Below are 18,214 nucleotides of genomic sequence, written 5' to 3'. Positions count from 1 at the left end.
CGGTCCGGCCCGGTATCGGGCCGGATGACGATGCAGCAGCGGCCGGGCCTGCGTGTTCACCGGCCGCTCGCCGGTCCTGAAGGTCTGCGTGCGGTGGCGACCGCGCGCATCGCGGTCACCCCACCTTCACGATACCGGGCGGCTGCCACGCGCCGCGGCCGATCGGCAGGAGCGACGGTGCCTCCGTCTTCGGCCAGTAGAGCCGCATGACCAGATAGATCGGCCCGTCCGGCGCCGGCAGCCAGTTCGCCCGCAGCTCGGCGCCCGGGTCGTCCTTCCGGATGTGGATGGTCAGCCCGCCATCGGGATTGCGCCGCATGCCGTTCAGCATGGGCGAATTGATCAGGTAGCGGTCTATCGGGTTCTGGACGAGCAGCTGGTTGCCGCCGTGGTACATCGTCACCGACCAGAAGGCGTTGACCGGCGGCAGTGCGTTCTCCGCGAAGGTCAGCGTGTAGCGCCCGGTGCTGCCGTCCAGCACGGCGCCCGTCACGTCGTGCCGGGTGAAGGGATAGGTCGCCTCCTCGGTGGAGTTGCCGTAGATCCCCGCCTTGGTCGCGACCGACCGCAGCATCCAGTCGCCATTGTAGGCCTCGGGGCTGCCGGGGATCGGCGTCACGCGCCATCCGTTCATCGGCACCCCGGCGGCACCGAAGGCAGCGTCCACCTTGCGCTCGCCCTCGACGGCGCCGGCAAGCAGCTCGAGCCGGTCGAACAGGGAGCCCGGCAGGGGCGAGCCGCGGCCGTCGATGCCGATGGAGGCCAACTGCGCGCGGATCGTCGCCTCGTTCGGCTGCGGCGGGTTGAACTGCAGCGCGAAGGCCAGGTAGTCGAAGAAGTGGTGTTTCGCGAGGTCGGCGGTGATGCGCGGCCAGCGGATCTCCGGCGCCGGCGGCGGGGCGGGCTGGCGGAGGAAGGTCGAGAGTGGCTCGACCTTGTAGCCGCGCTGCACCGCGACGACGTTCGGCATGTCCTCGGGGCCGAAGAGCTGGGTGCGGAACGCCGCCATCGTGAACCAGGTGGTGGAGCGGATGACGCCCTTGATCCCGGCCGGGGTCTGGCCCTGCCAGCCCGGGCCGACGATCAGCCAGGAACCCGCGCCCTGTCCTGTCGCGCGGCTGCCGATGTAGCCGACATTGTACGTGTTGCCGTCGCAGATCATGACGGAGAAGTAGCGGCCCGCTGGCACGTCGGGGACCGAGATCACCACCGGCTCGGCGCGCAGGTCGAGCCAGGCCACGGAGTAGGGCGTATCGCTGTTCGGCGTGGGGATTGCCGTGTCCTGCCAGGTGAAGACCCGCGCCTCGTTGAAGATCTGGTTGAAGGGCGCCTTGAACTGGCCGCTGTTCCGGTCGATCGCGTATTCGTACATCACGGCGTAGTTCGACACGATCGGCAGGCCGAAGACGAAGGCGGCCTCGGCGGCTTCGAAGGACGCGACGATGCCGGAGCGGCTTGCCTGGGCGAGCGCCGGGCGGGAGAGGGCCCCGCCGGCCAGTGCGGCGGATCCTGCCGCCAGAAGAAGGTTGCGTTTGGTGGTCATGCCGATTTCCTCTCGCCGATCGGCGCCCGCCGCGCCCCAGCACGGCCGGCCCGGCCCATACCGCTGAACGGTGCCATTGCGGGGTCGGCATGGCCAAGCGGAACCGGTAGCCGAAAGAGGCAAGCGCGCGGCGCGGCCGCACCGGGCCGGGCCGCCGGCCGGCCCGGTGCGGGGGCCGGCCTTGCGCCGGGCAGGTCAGCTCACCTTGCGCGCGGCCGGGATCGTCCAGCTGCCATCCAGGATCGAGGGATCGGTCTCGCTCGGCCAGTAGAGGCGCAGCATCAGCACGAACTTGCCCGCGGGCGCCGGCAGCCAGTTCGATTCGCGGTCGGCGCCGGGCGAGGCGTGCTGGATCAGGAGGTCGACCGACCCGTCCGGGTTGCGCTTGAGGTCCTGGCGCGCGCTGATCGAATACCGGTTGATCGGGTTCGCCACGAAGAAGTAGTCGGCGTCGTACATGGTCAGCGACCAGAAGCCCTCCGCCGGTGGCAACTGACCCGGCGCGAAGCGCATGACGTAGCGGTTGGCGCCGCTGTATTCGCTGCCGTCGGCATCCTTCAGGGAGGTCGGATAGACCGCGTCCTGCGGCCGGTTGGCGCCGAGCCCGATGGCGGTGACCAGCGCGCGCATCAGGTAGTCGGTGCCGTAGATGCCGGTCTTGGTCGTGAAGCCGAAGCCGTTGATGTTCTGCACCGCCGGGTTGATCCGATACTGGATCATGATCCGGTCGAAGGAGACCGAGGGGATGCGGCTGGCGAAGTCGGCGCGCAGCTTGGCGGCGTCGAAATCCTGGCCGGGCACCAGGCCGATGCGCGCGAAGCGGGCGATGTGCGGCGCGTCGGCCGGCGCGGGCGGGTTCGTCTTCAGCAGTTGCGCCAGCAGCGTGAAGTATTCCACCGCGGACATCCGGTTCACCTGGTCGCGCACCGCGGTGCGCATGTCGACTGACGGGTCGACCCGGCCCGGCGGCGGCGTATAGGGCCGGCCATAGGCGCTGAGCGGCACCAAAGAGACCTGGTCCTGCAGGGCATGCACCTCGCGGTAGTCCTCCGGCGTGCCGGTGCAATAGATGCGCCCGAGCAGCCAGACGATGTTGGTGCGGCACTTGTACTCGGTGACGCCGGGCGGCAGCGTGCCGGTCCAGCCCGGCCCCGTGATGGCGTAGGTCTGCGCGCCGGTGCCGGTGGTGCGCTTGCCCGGCACCTGGAACACCGTGGTCCAGCCATCCAGCATCGGGAACAGCGCGTAGCGGCCCTTCATGTCGGGCAGCGACAGCACCATCGGCTCGCGCCCCACATCGAAGAAGGACGTGGTGTAGAGCGTGTCGGCATTGGGCGCCGTGACGTCGCGGAAGCTCGCATCCGGATACTGCCGGAGCTTGATGATGTGCCCCATCGGGCCGCGCGTGCCGGCCGGCTCCGCGACGTTGGTGATGACGCGGCGCGTCATCTCCATCGTCACAAGCGGGTAGCCGAAGATGTAGGCCTCGCTCGCGGTCCAGAAGTCCTCCATGCCTTCGAACAGGCGCAGGCCTTCAGCGAGGGCGGTGCCCTGCGGCGGCAGCGCGGCACCGGTCAGCAGTCCGAGACCTGCCAGGGCCGCGGAGCGGCGTGGAATGCTCATGGGTCCATCCTTCTTCATGCGCCATGTGCGCTGCGGCATGGGTTCGCGGCGGGTTCGCAGCGGCGTCCACGGGGCATGATTGCCATGAGGGGCTGCCCGGGTCCGTACGATTCGCTATCCGTATCGGGACGCCGGCGCGGGGCGTTCGCCCCCGCTTCTGGTCAGGAAGGACGGTCATGCACCCCGCCGTGCCGCGCATCCTCTCCGCGGAGTTCACCGACCTGGGCGCGTTCAGCGCCGCGATGCAGGACGGGGAGGCGGAGAACATGCAGCTCGGCGCGGGAGCGCTGCGCCTGCGGCTGACCCTGGCCGAATTCGGGCCCGTTCGCGTGCACGCCAATGCGGTGGACAACAGCTATCTCGCCCGCGCCACGGTACACCGGGACCGCTGGGCGGTCTTCTTCGACCTTGGCGCCGTGCCGGGACGGTCGCGGATCAACGGCCTGCATATCGGCAGCGCCGGTGCGGTGCTGTTCGGTCCCGGGGCGGAGTTGCACGCGCAGGTCGCGAAGGGCCAGCAATGGGCGATGCTGACGCTGTCCAGCGATCCGGTCGCGGCGATGCTCGACGGCGTCGCGGCGCCTGGCGCGGGGCAGGTCGGCCATGTGCCCGACCTCCTCCACCGGACGCCCGCGCTGGCCGCGCTCGCCCGCGACCTTGCCCTCGCCGCGCGCGCCGATCCGGCGCGGCTGGAACGCAGGGCCGTGGGCGCCGCCGTGACGGAACAGGTGATGGGGGCGTTGGTCGAAGGGCTGGCCGGCGCGCCTGCCGCCGACGATGTCCGGGCCGGGCGCCGGCAGCTGCGCCTGGTCGGGTCGGCCGTCGAGTATCTGGAGGCTGCCCTCGAAGGGCCGGTCTACACGCAGTCGGTCTGTGCGGCGCTCGATGTCGGGCCGCGTGCCCTCAACGCCGCCTTCCGGTCCGTCTATGGCGTCACGCTGCAGCAATACCTGCTGACCCGGCGGCTGAACCTGGCGCGCAGCCGGCTGCGCGAGCCGGAGGGGCCGGTGCTGGTCAAGCAGATCGCCCTGGATGCGGGCTTCTGGCATTTCGGCCGCTTCTCGCTGGCCTACCGCCGGATGTTCGGCGAAACCCCGTCGGCAACCCTGGCCAACCGCCCCGGCCGTTCCAGTTTCGTGCCGGGGGTTTGCGCGCCGCCCTATTCTGCCCACATTAAGACGACCCGCTGACACTGCGCCCCGCTGCTGGCGCGAAAGGACGACCCATGCGTGATCGCGACCCCGTCGAGGTCTACAACAACACCCTCGTTCCCATGGTCGTCGAGCAGACCGCCCGTGGCGAGCGCGCCTTCGACATCTATTCGCGCCTGCTCAAGGAGCGGATCATCTTCCTGACCGGGCCGATCTTCGACCAGGTCGCCTCCCTGGTTTCCGCCCAGCTCCTGTTCCTGGAAAGCGAGAACCCGAACAAGGACATCGCCTTCTACATCAACAGCCCGGGCGGCGTGGTGACGGCCGGTCTCGCGATGTACGACACGATGCAATACATCCGCAGCCCGGTGAGCACGGTCTGCATCGGCATGGCGGCATCCGCCGGCAGTCTGTTGCTCACGGCCGGCGCCAAGGGCAAGCGCTTCGCGCTGCCGAACAGCCAGGTGATGATCCACCAGCCCTCTGGCGGCGCCCAGGGCCAGGCCAGCGACATCGCCATCCAGGCGCGCGAGATCCTGAAGACGCGGGAGCGGCTGAACCGGATCTATGTCCATCACACGGGCCAGCCCCTCTCGGAGATCGAGGCCAAGATGGAGCGCGACACCTACATGACCGCCCTGGAGGCCAAGGAGTTCGGCCTGGTGGACGAGGTGGTGGAGCAGCGCCCGATGCCGCCGTCGGAGGCGGCGAAGGGCTGAGAGGCCGGTCCGGCCCGGCCGGGCGGCGGTGCCACACCCCGCCCCGGGCCTTCCTCTCCGCACTTTGTAGTGCTTTCCCTGGCCTCGGCCGGGGTCTATGGTCCCCTTTGGCCATCCGCCCCGCCAGGAGGCGGGGGCAGTGTGATGCCGACCCCTCCTGCCGGGGGGTGAGGGCTCTGGAGCGCGCATGAGCAAGTCCGGCGACTCGAAGAACACCCTGTACTGCTCGTTCTGCGGGAAGTCGCAGCACGAGGTCCGGAAGCTCATCGCCGGGCCCACCGTGTTCATCTGCGACGAATGCGTCGAGCTGTGCATGGACATCATCCGCGAGGAGCACAAGACGCACCTCGTGAAGTCCCGCGACGGCGTCCCGACGCCGAAGGAGATCTGCAAGGTCCTGGACGACTACGTGATCGGCCAGGATCACGCGAAACGCGTGCTCTCCGTCGCCGTCCACAATCACTACAAGCGGCTCGCCCATAGCGGGAAGTCGGGCGACGTCGAGATCGCGAAGAGCAACATCATGCTCATCGGGCCGACCGGCTCGGGCAAGACGCTGCTGGCCCAGACGCTCGCGCGCATCCTCGACGTGCCCTTCACGATGGCGGACGCGACCACGCTGACCGAGGCCGGCTACGTGGGCGAGGATGTGGAGAACATCATCCTCAAGCTGCTGCAGGCCGCCGACTACAACGTGGAGCGCGCCCAGCGCGGCATCGTCTACATCGACGAGGTCGACAAGATCAGCCGCAAGTCGGACAACCCCTCGATCACGCGGGACGTCTCCGGCGAGGGCGTGCAGCAGGCGCTGCTGAAGATCATGGAGGGCACGGTCGCCTCCGTTCCGCCCCAGGGCGGGCGCAAGCACCCGCAGCAGGAATTCCTGCAGGTGGACACCACGAACATCCTGTTCATCTGCGGCGGCGCCTTCGCGGGCCTCGAGAAGATCATCGGGGCGCGCGGCAAGGGCTCGGGCATCGGCTTCGGCGCCGAGGTCCGCTCCCCCGACGACCGCCGCACGGGCGCGATCCTGCGCGAGGTGGAGCCCGAGGACCTGCTGAAGTTCGGCCTGATCCCGGAATTCATCGGGCGCCTGCCCGTGGTGGCAACCCTTGAGGATCTCGACGAGAAGGCACTCATCGAAATCCTGACCAAGCCGAAGAACGCCCTGGTCAAGCAGTACCAGCGCCTGTTCGAGATGGAGGGGGCGAAGCTCACCTTCACCGAGGACGCGATGCGCTCGGTCGCCACCCGCGCGATCCAGCGCCGCACCGGTGCCCGCGGCCTGCGCTCCATCATGGAGAACATCCTGCTTGGCACGATGTTCGACCTGCCGGGGCTCGAGGACGTGGAGGAGGTGGTGGTCAACCGCGAGGTCGCGGAAGGCCGGGCCAGCCCGCTCTTCATCTATGGCGAGCGCAAGGCGGAGCAGTCCTCCGCCTGAGCCGCATGCCCGGGCTTCCCAGGGGTGCCGGCCCGCCCGCGGCCAATCTCTCGGCCGGTGCTTGCGGCGGGGTCCCCGGGGGGCCATCTGCAATGACAATCCCGTGGCGCCGGGGCCGTGCCGCGACATGGGGAGCCACCGATACGGCTTCCCCTGGGCGGCTCCGCGCCGATCGTCCCTAGCGAGGTCCTGATGGCGGATACGCCCGAAACCCCCACCACAGTCGGCCGCGGCGAGCAGCTTCCCGTTCTGCCGCTGCGCGACATCGTGGTGTTCCCGCATATGATCGTCCCCCTCTTCGTGGGACGCGAGAAGTCCGTGCGCGCCCTGGAAGCGGTGATGCGCGACGACAAGCAGATCCTGCTGGTGGCGCAGAAGAACGCCGCGCAGGACGACCCCGGCGTGGACGACCTCTACAAGGTCGGCACCGTCTCCACCGTGCTGCAGCTGCTGAAGCTGCCGGACGGCACGGTGAAGGTGCTGGTCGAGGGCGGCCGCCGCGCGAAGATTGCCGCCTACAAGTCCACCGACCCCTATTTCGAGGCCTTTGCGGGCCCGATCGAGGAGGAGAAGGGCGGCGAGGGGCGCGAGACGGAGGCGCTGGCCCGCAGCGTCGTCACGCAGTTCGAGAGCTACATCAAGCTCAACAAGAAGATCGCGCCGGAGGTGCTGGTCTCGATCAACCAGATCGAGGACGCGTCGAAGCTTGCCGACACGGTCGCGTCTCACCTGAACCTCAAGATCGCCGAGAAGCAGGAGCTGCTGGAGACCGCCGGCGTCGCGCCGCGGCTGGAGCGTGTCTTCGCCCATATGGAGGGCGAGATCGGCGTGCTTCAGGTGGAGAAGCGCATCCGCAACCGCGTGAAGCGGCAGATGGAGAAGACGCAGCGCGAGTACTACCTGAACGAGCAGCTCAAGGCGATCCAGAAGGAGCTGGGCGAAGGCGAGGAAGGCAAGGACGAGGCCGCCGAGCTCGAGGCCAAGATCAAGGCCACCAAGCTGTCGAAGGAAGCGCGCGAGAAGGCGATGGCGGAGCTGAAGAAGCTCAAGACCATGTCGCCGATGTCCGCCGAGGCGACGGTGGTGCGCAACTACCTCGACTGGATGCTCTCCATCCCGTGGAAGAAGAAGACCCGCATCCGCAACGATATCGTCGCGGCGGAGAAGGTGCTCGACGCCGACCACTACGGGCTTGAGAAGGTCAAGGAACGGATCATCGAGTATCTGGCGGTGCAGTCGCGCAGCCAGAAGATTCGCGGGCCGATCCTGTGCCTGGTGGGACCGCCCGGCGTCGGCAAGACCTCGCTCGGCAAGTCCATCGCCAAGGCGACGGGCCGCAACTTCGTGCGCATGTCGCTCGGCGGCGTGCGCGACGAGGCCGAGGTGCGCGGCCACCGGCGGACCTATATCGGCTCCATGCCCGGCAAGGTGATCCAGGGCATGAAGAAGGCGAAGTCCTCCAACCCGCTCTTCCTACTGGACGAGATCGACAAGCTCGGCGCCGACTGGCGGGGCGATCCCTCCGCCGCGCTGCTGGAGGTGCTGGACCCCGAGCAGAACGGCACCTTCAACGACCACTACCTCGAGGTGGACTACGACCTGTCGGACGTGATGTTCATCACGACGGCGAACAGCCTGCGCATGCCGCAGCCGCTGCTCGACCGCATGGAGATCATCCGCATCCCCGGCTACACCGAGGATGAGAAGGTCGAGATCGCCAAGCGCCACCTGCTGCCCAAGGTCAGCGAGGCCAACGGGCTCAAGAAGGGCGAGTGGACGATCAGCGACGATGCGATCCGCGACATGGTGCGCTACCACACGCGGGAAGCCGGCGTGCGCAACCTCGAGCGCGAGCTCGCCGGCATCGCCCGCAAGGCCGTTCGGGAGATCGTCTCGAAGAAGTCGAAGAAGGTGGCGGTCACCGTCAAGAACCTCGACAAGTTCGCCGGCGTGCGGAAATTCCGCTACGGCGAGGCCGAGGCGGAGGACATGGTGGGCGTCGTGACGGGCCTCGCCTGGACGGAAGTCGGCGGCGAGATCCTGACCATCGAGAGCGTCATGGTGCCCGGCAAGGGCAACGTGAAGCAGACCGGCAAGCTCGGCGACGTCATGCAGGAGAGCGTCAGCGCGGCGATGAGCTACGTGCGCTCGCGCGCCACGACCTTCGGCCTGAAGCCGACGCTGTTCGAGAAGCGGGACATCCATGTGCACGTGCCGGAAGGCGCGACGCCCAAGGACGGTCCCTCGGCCGGCATCGCGATGGCGACCTCGATCGTGTCCGTGCTGACCGGCATCCCGGTGCGCAGGGATGTCGCCATGACCGGCGAGATCACGCTGCGCGGCCGCGTGCTGCCGATCGGCGGCCTGAAGGAGAAGCTGCTGGCGGCGCTGCGCACCGGCACCACCACGGTCTTCATCCCGAAGGACAATGAGAAGGATCTGGCCGAGATCCCGGACAACGTGAAGAAGGCGTTGACGATCGTCCCGGTCAGCCATGTGGACGAGGTGATCGGCAAGGCGCTGGTGCGTGCTCCGGAGCCGATCACCTGGGAAGAGCCGCCGGAGGCGCCGCCGGCCGCGGCGGGCACGGGCGACGGCAGCACGGTCCGGCCGCACTGACGGGCCGGACCGCGACCTAGCGCAAGAGGGGCGTCCGCCGCGAGGCGGGCGCCCCTTTTGATTTTGCAAGCTTCTGCCTTGGCCTGCGGCGAGCGACTCGCGCAATCCCGCCCCTGCTGTGGGGTGCGCGCCGCACCCCGCGCGGAAATGGCGGATTTCCGCCGCGAATCGGGCACCGTAAGTTGACGCTCTCGAAACAGCGAGCCTAGTGTCGCGGCAGTGGCGGACGCGAGTCGGCCGCCCGGTTGCAGGTGATGCAGGGAACCTTAGGGGGGTTCGAGATGAACAAGCAGGATCTGGTGGCGGTGGTCGCCGAGGCGGGCGACCTGTCCAAGGCGAAGGCCGGCGACATTCTGGACGCGGTGTTCGAGGCGATCACGAAGTCGCTGAAGAAGAAGCAGGAAGTCCGCCTGGTGGGCTTCGGCACCTTCTCGACGTCGAAGCGGAAGGCCGGCAAGGGCCGCAACCCGCGCACCGGCGAGGAGATCAAGATCCCCGCCTCGACGAGCGTGCGCTTCAAGGCCGGCAAGGGCCTGAAGGACGCCGTGAACTGAGTTTCCGCCGGGTTCGAGCCGGCAGGGGTCGGGGGCCGCGCCGCAAGGTGCGGCCCTTTCGATTCGGGGTGGGACTTGGCGAGCGCGGCGCGGCGGCGTAGGGCAGCGCCGGGCGCTTAGCTCAGTGGTAGAGCGGCGGTTTTACACACCGTTGGTCGGCGGTTCGAATCCGTCAGCGCCCATTTTTCCTTCGGCCTGTGGCCGAAGGAAAAATCCGCCGGAGGGGTAGAGAAGCGACCCGCGACGCGCACGCGTCGCGGCGCGGTCAGCCACCCGCGATACCCGTTGCGCTACGCGTCAAGGAAAAGTCCCCCAACAGCGGGGGAGGGGATCCTTGTCACCGCCCCGCCGGCAGCACGCCCAGCAGATAGGTCTCGTTCCCGATCCCCGTGACGCGCGAGGTCACCGCGAATCGCGCGAGGTCGAGCATCCACAGCACCGAGCTCCGCGGCCCGCGCTTCTTGCCGCCCGTCACGGCGATCCAGCCCTCGGCGCCGTTGATGGCGATGCCGCGGGGCTGCGCCGGGCCGCCCGTTGGGTCTTCCAGCACCAGGCGCTCCACCTCCCGCGCCGCCGCGACCTCCACCAGGGAGAGCGTGTTGGAGGCGAAGCAGGACACCACCAGGTGCCGCCCGTCCGGCGTGAAGGCGGCCACGAAGGGCCGCGTGCCCTGCCGGGCGTCATCGGTGCCGACCCGGATGCGCGCCACCTCCTGCCTTGCGGCGATGTCGATCAGGCTGACCGTGTTGCCGAAGGCGCCGGTGCGCATGCTCTCCCGCGCCGCGACTGCCGCCAGCCGGCCGTCGGGCGAGACGCTGATGCCGAAGCCGCCGGACTGCACCGGCACCCGCGCCACCTCTGCCCCCGGATCGCCGGCGAGCGCGGCGGTGAGGTCGATGATCGAGACGTCGTCGGTGCCGCCATTCGCGGTCAACAGCCAGCCGGTGCCGAGCGGGCTGCAGGCGATGCCGTTCGGGTTGGGGAAGCGGCCGAAACGGGGATCGGGCGAATCGCGCACCGGCGCCCCGCCGCCGTCGCGCAGCCGGATGCGCGCGGCGACCGAGAGGCTGGCACGATCGAACGCGGTGACCTCGACGCCGCCATCCTCGGCCTCCGGTGCCTCGGCGGAGCCGACCAGCAGGTGCCGCCCGTCCGGCGTCAGCGCCTGGCCGACCGGGCCGGCGGTGCCGGTCTCCAGGATGCCGGCGATGGCGCCGGTGGTGCCGTCGTTGCCCGGGTCGCGGAGCGCGGCGAGATCGAGCAGTGTCACCGTGCCCGGATGGCCGTGCTGATAGGCGCCCGCCGCCGCGGCCGAGGCGCGGCCCGAATGGCAGACGACATAGGCATGCGGCCCGTCGGGCGGCACCAGCACATTGACCGGCTGGCCCGAGGCCGGCGCGCCGCCCACGTCCGGCGTCGCGCGGGGCCGCGAGAGCACGGCGCGGTCGGTGCCGTCATGCGCCGGATCGCGCGCCATCGCGGCGTCAATCGCCGCGACGGTGTTGTCCCATCGCCCGCTGGCGACGATCAGCGTGCCCCTGTGCATGGATCTCTCTATCGGACGGAGGATGGGCGGCGCTGCCAGGCGAGTGCGGCCAGCGGCACCAGCAGGGCCAGCGCCGCGCAGGCCAGCAGCCCGGCCGACAGCGGGCGCGCGACGAAGATGGCGGGATCGCCGAGGCTCAGCGTCAGCGACTGGCGCATCGCGGTCTCGAACAGTGGTGAGAGCACGAGGCCCAGCACCATCGGCGCCATCGGCCAGTCGTGCCGGCGCATCATCCAGCCCACCAGGCCGAAGCCGACCAGAAGCCAGCAATCCTCGATGCTGTTGGCTTGGGAATACACGCCCGCGATGCAGAGCGCGATGATCGGCGGATAAAGCCAGGAATAGGGCACGCTCAGGAGCCGGGCGAACAGACCCGCGAGGGGCAGGTTCATCACCAGCAGGATCAGGTTGCCGATCAGCATGGAGGCGATCAGCGCCCAGACCAGGCTGGCATTGGTGGTGAACATCTCCGGCCCCGGCCGCACGCCGAACATGATCAGTGCGCCGAGGATCACGGCCGTGGTGCCGGAGCCGGGCACGCCGAGCGAGAGCATCGGGACCAGCGCGCCGGAGGCCGCGGCGTTGTTCGAGGCCTCGGGTCCGGCCACGCCCTCGATCGCGCCCTTACCGAAGCGGGACGGGTCGCGGGCGAGCTTCTTTTCCACGATGTAGGCGACGAAGCTCGCGATGGTGGCGCCGGTGGCGGGCAGCACGCCGATGACGAAGCCGATGACCGAGCCGCGCGCGATCGGCCATTTCGAGCGCTGCCAGTCCTCCCGCGTCGGCAGCACGTCCTTGACTTTGGCAACCGGCCGCGCCGCGGCGTCGGCGCAGCCCGAGAGGACCTCGCCCAGGCCGAACAGGGCGACGGTCAGGACGATGAACTCGATGCCGTCCAGCAGCCAGATCTGGCCGAAATCGTAGCGCGCGGTGCCGACCTGCGGGTCGATCCCCATGGTGCCGAGGGCGAGGCCCGCGACGCCGGCGACCAGCCCCTTCAGCACCGAACTGCCCACGGCCGCCAACGCGACAAGCCCGAGGACGACGAGGGAAAAATACTCGGGCGGGCCGAAGGCCAGCGCCATCTTGGCCAGCGGCGGGGCGATCAGCATCAGGCCGATGGTGCCGAGGGTGCCGGCGATGAAGCTGCCGATGGCCGCGATGCCGAGTGCCGCGCCGGCACGGCCCTGCAGCGCCATCTGGTAGCCGTCGATGCTGGTCATCACGGTGGAGGATTCGCCGGGCACCGAGATCAGCACCGAGGTCAGCGTGCCGCCGTACTGGCTGCCGTAGTAGATGCCGGCGAAGAGGATCAGGGCCGCGGTCGGCTCCAGCCCGAAGGTGATCGGCAGCAGCAGCGCGATCGCCGCGGAGGGACCGATTCCCGGCAGCACGCCGACCACCTGGCCGAGCAGCACGCCGAGGAAGCACATCGCGACATGGCCGGGCGTGAGCGCCGCGGCGAAGCCCGCCATCAACTGGGTGAATGCGTCCACGCGCTCAGCCGCCGAAGGGGCCGGCGGGCAACGGCACGCCGAGCCAGGTGACGAAGATCAGGTGCAGCGCGGCGGAGACGCCGAGGGCCGCCAGCAGCGAGGGCAGCAGCGCCTTCCGCTCGGCCAGCACGAACAGCACCAGCAGCATCAGGAAGACCGCGGGCAGGAAGCCGATCAGCTCGAGCCCCAGCACCGCGGCGAGGGTGGCGCCAAGCACCAGCAGCGGCTTGCGCACGCTGCCGCCGCCCTCCGGCGCCGCGGCCGGCCAGATCAGCGCCTGCAGCGCCGCCGCGGCCGACAGACCGACCAGCAGCACCCCGAATGCGAGCGGCAGCCAGCCCGGGCCGGGCGTCTCCCGCTCCCACATCGGCATCTCGCGGGCGCCGGCGATCCAGACGAGACCCATCGCGGCGAACCCGGCCGAAAGGCCGAGATCGCCCCAGGAGACGCGGCGCATCACCGGATCAGGCCGGCCGGCCGAGCAGCTCGCGGTAAAGCTTCTCCTGCCGTTCGAGGAAGGCGGTGAACTCCGCGCCGAACATCGGCGCCTCGCTGGCCACGTTCTCCTTCAGGTAGCGCTTCCAGGCCTCGGTCGCGACGACCTTGCGCATCACCTCGGTCCAGTAGGCGGCTGCCGCGTCGTTGACGCCGCCCGGTACGGCGATGCCGCGCCACATCTGGAAGTTCTCGGCGGCGATGCCCTGCTCCTTCATGGTCGGCACGTCGGGCAGGTCGGCGAAGCGGGTGTCGCGGAACACGCCGATCGCCCGCACCGCGCGGGCCTGCAACTGGCCCATGAATTCCAGCGGGTTTCCGATCACCGCCTGGACATGGCCGCCGAGCAGGGCGGTCAGCGCCTCGCCGCCCGAGTTGAAGTTGACCATGTTGAGCTCGGCCCCGATGGCGCGGCCGAAGACGGTGACGGCCATCTGGTCGGTGGTGCCGCCGGTGCCGAAATTCACGCTGCGGGCCGGGGCCGCCTTGGCGGCGGCGGCGAAGGCGGCGGCGGTCTGGTGCGGGCTGTCGGCCCGGACAAACAGCAGGAAGTCGTCCAGCATGACATTGGCGATCGGCCGCACCAGGGTCAGGGTGCGGGCGTTCGGCACCATGATCGGGGTGATCTGGGTGGTGCCGTTGATGGCGACGATGGTGTTCGGGTCCGTCCTGCGGCTGGCGGCGACATAGGCCATGCCCACGGCGCCGCCGCCCCCCGGGCGGTTCACCGGGTTGACCGCCACCGGGACCAGGCGCTCATCGGTGATGATCTTCTGGATCACCCGCGCCATCAGGTCGGCGCCGCCGCCGACGCCGAAGGGGATGACGAACTCGACATCCCGCGTGGGCTGCCAACCCTGGGCGCGGGCGAGGCCGGGCAGGGCAAGGGTTCCGAGGCCCAGGGCCAGGGCGCTACGGCGGGTGGGCTGCATGACGACGTCTCCTCCGCGGCCCTGTTGGCGGGCCTGTGACGAGGATCAGAGTCTCGGCGCGGAGACGCGTCAACGCTTTATTCGTGATCACTCCGACCAGGGAACCTCGTGAATGTGGCGGCAGGGCACGAGGCGTGCGCGGGCGCGCTTGACACCCCCGCCGGCCCCCCCTATTCCCCGCGGCCTGTCGCGTTATGCGGGTGTAGCTCAGTCGGTTAGAGCGCCGGCCTGTCACGCCGGAGGTCGCGGGTTCGAGCCCCGTCACTCGCGCCACGCGGCGCAAACCCCTCACAAGCCGATTCGCCGCCGTGCCCTGGACGTTCCGGGCCTGCGCGCGCATCTCAACCCTGTCCCTTTCGTAAGTCCCGCCCCCTATGGCGGAGCGCCGCAGCCGCGGGTAATGTCCGCCTCGCTGCGGTGCGGCATGGCGGGGACCCTGCGGGAGCGTGGGACGTCCCCCCTTGGCGCAGCGTGGCGCGCCGCGGGACGCGAAGATCCCGGGCGAGGCAAGGCAAGGCTCAAGAGCAGGCGCACATGACCCAGCAGATGCTGGCCGAGTATTTTCCGATCCTGGTCTTCCTCGGCATCGCCGCGGCCATTGCCTCGGCGATGGTGGGCGGCGCGATGCTGGTCGCCCGGCAGAAGCCGAATCCGGAAAAGCTCTCGGCCTATGAATGCGGCTTCGAGCCCTTCGACGACACGCGCCGGCGCTTCGACGTGCGCTTCTACCTTGTCGCGATCCTCTTCATCATCTTCGACCTGGAAGTCGCCTTCCTGTTCCCCTGGGCGGTGGCGCTCGGCGAGATCGGCTGGTTCGGCTTCCTCTCCATGATGGGCTTCCTCGGCGTGCTTACCGTCGGCTTCGTCTACGAGTGGCGGAAGGGCGCGCTGGACTGGGAATGATTGTGCCGGGAACGACGCCGAAGGGCGCTTCCTGACCTCGGGCGCGGCGGGCGCCAGGGAGAACGGAATGAGTGGTACGACTGCTGCGCCGCAGGACGGTGCAATCGCGTGGAACAGGGAGGCTCTGCCCCCCGGCCCCGCGCAGGACGCGGTGATCAAGGGCATCACCGGCGAGATGGAAGAGAAGGGCTTCGTGGTCGCCAACCTGGACAAGGTGGTGAACTGGGCCCGCACGGGCAGCCTCTGGCCGATGACCTTCGGGCTGGCCTGCTGCGCCGTGCCGATGATCCACGCCTACATGGCGCGCTACGACCTCGATCGCTTCGGCATCATCCCGCGCGGATCGCCGCGCCAGTCCGACGTGATGATCGTGGCCGGCACGCTGACCAACAAGATGGCCCCCGCGCTGCGCAAGGTCTACGACCAGATGAGCGAGCCGCGCTGGGTGATCAGCATGGGCAGCTGCGCCAATGGCGGCGGCTACTACCACTATTCCTACAGCGTGGTGCGCGGCTGCGACCGCATCGTGCCGGTGGATGTCTACGTGCCCGGCTGCCCGCCGACGGCGGAAGCGCTGGTCTATGGCATCCTGCAGCTGCAGAAGAAGATCCGCCGGACGGGAACCATCCTCCGTGGCTGAGCAGCAGATGTCGCTGGCCGATCTCGGCGCCGCCATCGCCGAGGCCGCCGGGCCCGCCGTGCAGGAAGCCTTCGTGGAGCGCGGGCAGGAGCTGGTGCTGCGCGTGACGCGGCAGGGGCTGCTGCCGGTGATGGCGCTGCTGCGCGACGATCCGCGCCTGGCCTTCGAGCAGCTGATGGACCTCTGCGGCGTGGACTTCCCCGAGCGCGCGGAGCGCTTCGAGGTGGTCTACAATCTGCTCAGCCTCACGCATAACCGCCGGATCCGCGTGATCGTCGCGACCGACGAGAACACGCCGGTGCCGAGCCTGATGGAGATGTGGCCCGCCGCCACCTGGTACGAGCGCGAGGCCTGGGACATGTACGGCATCGTCTTCGAGGGCCAGACCGACCTGCGCCGCCTGCTGACCGACTACGGCTTCGAGGGACATCCGCTGCGCAAGGACTTCCCGCTGACCGGCCATGTCGAGGTCCGCTACGACGAGACGCGCAAGCAGGTGGTCTACGAGCCGGTCTCGCTGACTCAGGATTTCCGCAACTTCGACTTTCTCTCGCCGTGGGAGGCGATGACCACGCTGCCGGGCGACGAGAAGGTGCATCTGACGCGCGAGGCGCGCGGCCAGATAGAAGACAATTCGGGAGGCGCGCGATGAGCGGCAGCTCCGCCATGGCGTCCGGGGGCGGGCCGCTCGCGGCTTCCGCCGATCCGGCGGCCTTCACCGGCGAGACGAATGCGAGGCGCACCATCGAGGTCGACTCGCATCACATCAATTTCGGCCCGCAGCACCCGGCGGCGCACGGCGTGCTGCGCCTCATCCTCGAGATGAAGGGCGAGGTGGTGGAGCGCGCCGATCCGCATATCGGCCTGCTGCATCGCGGCACCGAGAAGCTGATGGAGTACAAGACGTATCTGCAGGCGATGCCGTACATGGATCGCCTCGACTACGTCTCGCCCATGTGCATGGAGCACAGCTGGGTGCTGGCGGTGGAGAAGCTGCTCGGAATCGAGGACCAGGTGCCGGAGCGCGCGCGCTGGATCCGCACGATGTTCGCGGAGCTGACGCGCATCGCGAACCACCTGCTGAACATCACGACCTATGCGCTCGATGTCGGCGCCATCACGCCCAGCCTCTGGGGCTTCGAGCAGCGCGAGCACCTGATCGAGTTCTACGAGGCGGTTGGTGGCAGCCACTACCACGTCAACTATTTCCGCGCCGGCGGGGTGCACAAGGACCTGCCGCCTGGCCTCGAGGACCGCATCGCGACCTGGGCCGCGCAGTTTCCGAAGTTCCTCGACGAACTCGAGGGGCTGCTGACGGAGAACCGCATCTTCAAGCAGCGCACCGTGGACATCGGCGTGATGACCGCCGAGCAGGCGATGGCCTGGGGCTTCAGTGGGCCCTGCCTGCGCGCCTCCGGCTGCGCCTGGGACCTGCGGAAGTCGCAGCCCTACGAGATGTACGGGCAGCTCGACTTCGAGGTGCCGGTCGGCGTGCATGGCGACTGCTACGACCGCTACCTGGTGCGCATGCAGGAGATGCGGCAGAGCCTGCGGATCGTGCATCAGTGCCTGGAGCGGATGAAGCCCGGCCGGGTGAAGGTGCCGGACAACAAGATCGCGCCGCCCTCGCGCGCCGACATGAAGCGCTCGATGGAAAGCCTGATCCACCACTTCAAGCTCTACACCGAGGGCTATCACGTGCCCGAGGGCGCGACCTACACGGTGACCGAGGCGCCGAAGGGCGAGTTCGGCGTCTACATGGTGGCCGACGGCACCAACCGCCCGTATCGCGTGAAGATCCGCGCGCCGGGCTATGCGCATCTCCAGGCGATGGAGGCGCTTTCCAAGGGGCACATGCTGGCGGACGCCGTCTCCATCATCGGCAGCCTCGACATCGTCTTCGGGGAGATCGACCGGTGAGTGCCGCAGGGGCAGAGGGCGACCACGCGGAGCCGACGCAGTTCGCCTTCGACGAGCAGAGCAACGCGCAGATCGAGCGGATCGTCGCGCGCTACCCGGTGGGGCGCCAGGCGAGCGCGGTGATCCCGCTGCTCTATGTCGCGCAGAAGCAGATGGGGCGGCAATCCGGCAGCGCCTGGGTGCCGCGCGCGGCGATGGATGCGATCGCGGCGCGGCTCGGCATGCCGCCGATCCGCGTCTACGAGGTCGCGACCTTCTACTTCATGTTCAACACCCGCCCGATCGGGCGCTTCCACCTGCAGGTCTGCGGCACGACGCCCTGCATGCTGCGCGGATCGGACGACGTGCTGCGCGCCTGCAAGGATGCCGGGCACCTGAAGGGCTATGGCGACACCAGCGAGGACGGGCTGTTCACGCTGACCGAGGTGGAATGTCTCGGCGCCTGCGTGAATGCGCCGGTGCTGCAGGTGGATGACGACTACTACGAGGACCTGGACTACGACCGCACGGTCGCGCTGCTCGACGCGCTGAAGCGCGGCGAGCGGCCGAAGCCGGGTTCGACGATCGGGCGGCAGACCAGCGCGCCGGAAGGCGGGCCGCTGACGCTGACAGACGTGCCGGGGGAATAA

16 protein-coding genes and 2 tRNA genes are annotated in these 18,214 nt (G+C 69.2%); 12 read left to right on the top strand and 6 right to left on the bottom strand.

All coding sequences use genetic code 11. The annotated features are described in order from the left end of the window. Positions 1–115 precede the first annotated feature (115 nt). A complete protein-coding gene (locus tag DFH01_RS21680; protein WP_109872595.1) occupies positions 116–1,543 on the bottom strand; it encodes a DUF1254 domain-containing protein in 1,428 nt (475 codons plus the stop codon). A gap of 195 nt (positions 1,544–1,738) precedes the next feature. Then, positions 1,739–3,166, bottom strand: coding sequence for a DUF1254 domain-containing protein (locus DFH01_RS21675; RefSeq protein WP_109872594.1), 1,428 nt, complete (start codon positions 3,164–3,166; stop codon positions 1,739–1,741). 176 nt (positions 3,167–3,342) lie between these two features. On the opposite strand from DFH01_RS21675, the gene DFH01_RS29055 reads away from it, so the two are divergent. From DFH01_RS29055 to DFH01_RS21645, 6 genes are all read left to right on the top strand, one after another. Further along, a complete protein-coding gene (locus DFH01_RS29055) occupies positions 3,343–4,356 on the top strand; it encodes a helix-turn-helix transcriptional regulator (protein ID WP_158287854.1) in 1,014 nt (337 codons plus the stop codon). A 35-nt stretch (positions 4,357–4,391) separates the two neighbouring features. Beyond that, positions 4,392–5,036, top strand: coding sequence for an ATP-dependent Clp protease proteolytic subunit (locus tag DFH01_RS21665; protein ID WP_109872592.1), 645 nt, complete (start codon positions 4,392–4,394; stop codon positions 5,034–5,036). A gap of 187 nt (positions 5,037–5,223) precedes the next feature. Then, a complete protein-coding gene (gene clpX, locus DFH01_RS21660; RefSeq protein WP_109872591.1) occupies positions 5,224–6,480 on the top strand; it encodes an ATP-dependent Clp protease ATP-binding subunit ClpX in 1,257 nt (418 codons plus the stop codon). A 192-nt stretch (positions 6,481–6,672) separates the two neighbouring features. Next, the gene (lon, locus tag DFH01_RS21655) at positions 6,673–9,099 is read left to right on the top strand and encodes an endopeptidase La (RefSeq protein ID WP_109872590.1); all 2,427 of its coding nucleotides are present in this window, start codon (positions 6,673–6,675) and stop codon (positions 9,097–9,099) included. 281 nt (positions 9,100–9,380) lie between these two features. Then, the gene (locus DFH01_RS21650; RefSeq protein ID WP_109872589.1) at positions 9,381–9,653 is read left to right on the top strand and encodes an HU family DNA-binding protein; all 273 of its coding nucleotides are present in this window, start codon (positions 9,381–9,383) and stop codon (positions 9,651–9,653) included. 110 nt (positions 9,654–9,763) lie between these two features. After that, positions 9,764–9,835: transfer RNA gene (locus DFH01_RS21645), tRNA-Val, on the top strand. Positions 9,836–9,990: 155 nt separating this feature from the next. Here the strand turns inward: DFH01_RS21645 and DFH01_RS21640 are convergent. From DFH01_RS21640 to DFH01_RS21625, 4 genes are read right to left on the bottom strand one after another with little or no spacing between them, the layout of a single operon-like run. After that, complete coding sequence (locus DFH01_RS21640) at positions 9,991–11,199, bottom strand: lactonase family protein (protein WP_109872588.1); 1,209 nt, start codon at positions 11,197–11,199, stop codon at positions 9,991–9,993. 8 nt (positions 11,200–11,207) lie between these two features. After that, positions 11,208–12,695 carry a tripartite tricarboxylate transporter permease gene (locus DFH01_RS21635; RefSeq protein WP_199231338.1) on the bottom strand — a complete coding sequence of 496 codons (1,488 nt, stop codon included), beginning with the start codon at positions 12,693–12,695 and terminating at the stop codon, positions 11,208–11,210. Between the two features lie 4 nt (positions 12,696–12,699). After that, entirely contained in the window at positions 12,700–13,152 is a 453-nt protein-coding gene (locus DFH01_RS21630) for a tripartite tricarboxylate transporter TctB family protein (protein WP_109872586.1), read from the bottom strand. A gap of 7 nt (positions 13,153–13,159) precedes the next feature. Continuing rightward, complete coding sequence (locus DFH01_RS21625; protein ID WP_109872585.1) at positions 13,160–14,122, bottom strand: tripartite tricarboxylate transporter substrate binding protein; 963 nt, start codon at positions 14,120–14,122, stop codon at positions 13,160–13,162. 196 nt (positions 14,123–14,318) lie between these two features. On the opposite strand from DFH01_RS21625, the gene DFH01_RS21620 reads away from it, so the two are divergent. From DFH01_RS21620 to DFH01_RS21595, 6 genes are all read left to right on the top strand, one after another. Further along, a tRNA-Asp gene (locus DFH01_RS21620) sits at positions 14,319–14,395 on the top strand. Between the two features lie 261 nt (positions 14,396–14,656). Further along, positions 14,657–15,025: an NADH-quinone oxidoreductase subunit A gene (locus DFH01_RS21615; protein ID WP_109872584.1), complete on the top strand. Its 369-nt coding sequence runs from the start codon at positions 14,657–14,659 to the stop codon at positions 15,023–15,025. Between the two features lie 67 nt (positions 15,026–15,092). Next, positions 15,093–15,665, top strand: coding sequence for a NuoB/complex I 20 kDa subunit family protein (locus DFH01_RS21610; protein ID WP_109872583.1), 573 nt, complete (start codon positions 15,093–15,095; stop codon positions 15,663–15,665). A gap of 7 nt (positions 15,666–15,672) precedes the next feature. Then, on the top strand, positions 15,673–16,317 hold the full coding sequence (locus tag DFH01_RS21605; RefSeq protein WP_109872921.1) for an NADH-quinone oxidoreductase subunit C: 645 nt from the start codon (positions 15,673–15,675) through the stop codon (positions 16,315–16,317). Continuing rightward, positions 16,314–17,585 (top strand): NADH-quinone oxidoreductase subunit D, encoded by a 1,272-nt coding sequence (locus DFH01_RS21600; protein WP_233256228.1) that lies wholly within the window; start codon positions 16,314–16,316, stop codon positions 17,583–17,585. Before DFH01_RS21605 ends, DFH01_RS21600 begins: the two co-directional genes overlap by 4 nt. Continuing rightward, on the top strand, positions 17,582–18,214 hold the full coding sequence (locus DFH01_RS21595; RefSeq protein ID WP_109872582.1) for a complex I 24 kDa subunit family protein: 633 nt from the start codon (positions 17,582–17,584) through the stop codon (positions 18,212–18,214). Before DFH01_RS21600 ends, DFH01_RS21595 begins: the two co-directional genes overlap by 4 nt.

Origin of the sequence: Falsiroseomonas bella (assembly GCF_003173615.1) — a bacterium.
In the GTDB taxonomy this organism is placed as follows: Bacteria; Pseudomonadota; Alphaproteobacteria; order Acetobacterales; family Acetobacteraceae; genus Falsiroseomonas; species Falsiroseomonas bella.
This window is presented reverse-complemented; position numbering and strand designations above follow the sequence as displayed.